Source organism: Acidimicrobiales bacterium (genome assembly GCA_036273495.1).
Lineage (GTDB): Bacteria > Actinomycetota > Acidimicrobiia > Acidimicrobiales > JAJPHE01 > DASSEU01.
Genome location: DASUHN010000146.1, coordinates 1 through 2,426 on the forward strand (window position 1 = coordinate 1; position 2,426 = coordinate 2,426).

The following is a 2,426-nucleotide window of genomic DNA, read 5'->3' on the forward strand; positions in this document are numbered from 1 at the left end:
ACAGCGCCTCCCACTGGCCGGCGCCGAAGGCCGCCACCTGTAGCCAGCCCTCCTGGGTGCGGTAGAGCCGGCAGCACGGGGACACGCCGGTCTGCTCCCGGTCGAGCCCGGGCCGCGCCGGGCCGGGCCGGCCGTCGACGAGGAACACGTCCGAGCCGAACACGGCGGCGCCGTTGAGCAGCGACGTCCACAGCTCCTGGCCCTCCCCCGTCCGGCGCCGGTGGAACAGGGCCGCCAGCACGCCGACGACCGACGCCAGGGCGTTGGCGGTGTCGGCCACGCCGAAGCGCGAGTACAGCGGGGTGTTGCCGAGCGCCACCGGCCCGGCCTCGTACTCCATCCCGTTGGCGGCCTGGTAGAGCGGGTCGAGGCCGCCGAGCTCCGACAGCGGGCCCTCGGGCCCGTAGGCGTAGGTGTTGCAGTACACCAGGTCGGGGTTGCGGGCGCGCAGCGCGGCGTCGTCAACGCCCAGGCGCGCCGCCGTCCCCTTGGTCATGTTGTGGTGGACGACGTCGGCCTGCTCCGCCAGCCGCAGCACGATCTCCCGCCCGTCGTCGCACTTGAGGTCGACCGCCAGGCACTTCTTCCCCCGCTGGCAGCCGAGGAAGGGCTTGCCGACCGGGCGCATCCCGTCCCCGCGGACCGGCTCCACCTTGATGACCTCGGCGCCGAGGTCGGCCAGGATCATCGGGGCGAAGGGGCCGGCCAGGTACTGCCCGAGGTCCAGCACCACGATCCCGGCGAGCGGCCCCACGCTCAACCCTCCGCCACCACGCCGGCCCCGACCAGGGCGTCGATCTCGGCCGGGCCGAGCCCGGCCTCGGCCAGGACCTCCCGGGTGTGGGCCCCGATCCGGGGCTGGCCGCTCCTGACCCGGCCCGGGGTGCGGGCCAGCACGGCCGGGACCCCCACCTGGGTGGTGGTCCCGAGCTCGGGGTCTTCCACCTCGACCGCCATCCCGTTGGCCCGGAACTGCGGATGGGAGAACAGCTCCCACATCGGCTCCACCGCCTCGGCGTTGAGGCCGGCGGCTTGGAACGCCGCGATCAGCTCCCCGCGGTCCCGCGACCGGTAGGCGGCGCGGACCCGCCCCTCATGGGCCGCGGCCAGCTCGGGGTCGGCCATGAGCCGGGCGAAGTCCACCCGCTCGATGCCGAGGATCTCCTCGGGCGTGGACGTCGGGGTCCGCCCGCTCATCGTCGCGGCGTGGACCCACTTCCCGCCCGCGCACTCGTACAGCGAACCCTGGTGGATGCCGGGCGGGTACGACTTGCCCATCATCGTGCGGAAGGGGGCGCCGGCCCTCTCGTGCTCCTGCCAGATCTGCGTGGTGTAGGCCAGGACCCCCTGGTACAGCGAGGTCTCGACGTGCTGGCCCCGGCCCGTCTCCTCCCGGGCCAGCAGGGCGGCCAGCACCCCGGAGGCCAGCAGGAAGCACGCCCCCATGCTCGGGGCCGGGAAGTGCATGTACACGGGCCCGTCCCGCCACCCGGGCTGGGCCGCCTGCATCCCGGCCCGGGCCTGCACGAGGGGGTCCCATCCCGGACGGGAGGCGAAGCGGTGCCCGGCGGGATACGCCGGGACCGAGCAGTAGACGAGCCGCGGCAGGGACCGGGCCAGCTCCTCGTAGGAGAGCCCGAGGCGGCCCATGGTGCCGGGGCGGAAGGACTCCACGAGGACGTCGGCGCCGCCGGCGAGACGCAGGAACGCCTCCCTCCCGCCCGGGTGCTTCAGGTCGAGGGCCAGCGACCGGCGGCTGCGGTTCCACACGTGGTAGCCGGGTTGGGCCCGGAACGGGTCCCCGCCGGGCGGCTCGACCTTTACGACGTCGGCGCCGAGCTCGGCCAGGAGGAGCACCCCGATCGGCCCCGCCATGCCCATCGTCAGGTCGAGGATCCGCACCCCGTCCAGCGGGCCCGCCGCCGGCACCGTCAGCCCCCGTTCAGCACGGCCAGGACGGCCCAGGCGTCGGCGAGGCTGCGCATGGTGTCGTTCAGGTGGGTGCAGGTCGTGATGCCGGTGAAGTCCCGCCTCACCAGGCCGGAGAGCTCCCGGACGTCGAGCCCGACCAGCCGGTCGACGCTTCCCACGGCCTGGGGGCACTCGGTCCAGGGCAGGGCGCGCGGCACGGCGGCGGCGGCCAGGACCGTCCCGGTCCCGGGGTCGAGGTCGGCGGTCAGGGTGTACTCGTGGAGCGAGCGCTCGATCCCCTCCAGGTCGGCGTAGCTGTCCCGGAAATGGACGTCGAGCCGGACCGGCTCCCCCGGGCCGGCGGGCACCACGTCCAGCCGCCGGGTGCGGCGGGTGGCCCGGGCCGGCAGGGCGGGACGCTCGTGCCACGCCAGCGGGTCGTCCGGGACCGTCAGCTCGGGGGCCGGGGGGCCCAGGCTGTGGGGGAGGCTCCCGTTCTCCTCCAGCAGCGATAG

Annotated in this window: 3 protein-coding genes; all 3 read right to left on the reverse strand. The window is 75.1% G+C overall.

The genetic code is table 11. From position 1 onward, the window contains the following. Window positions 1-754 (reverse strand): CoA transferase (locus VFW24_06220; GenBank protein HEX5266351.1); only part of this gene is annotated, 754 nt, incomplete at its 3' end. Between the two features lie 2 nt (window positions 755-756). Continuing rightward, the gene (locus tag VFW24_06225) at window positions 757-1,929 is read right to left on the reverse strand and encodes a CoA transferase (GenBank protein ID HEX5266352.1); all 1,173 of its coding nucleotides are present in this window, start codon (window positions 1,927-1,929) and stop codon (window positions 757-759) included. Between the two features lie 2 nt (window positions 1,930-1,931). Next, on the reverse strand, window positions 1,932-2,426 hold a 495-nt coding region (locus tag VFW24_06230; protein ID HEX5266353.1), incomplete at its 5' end, for a DUF2889 domain-containing protein.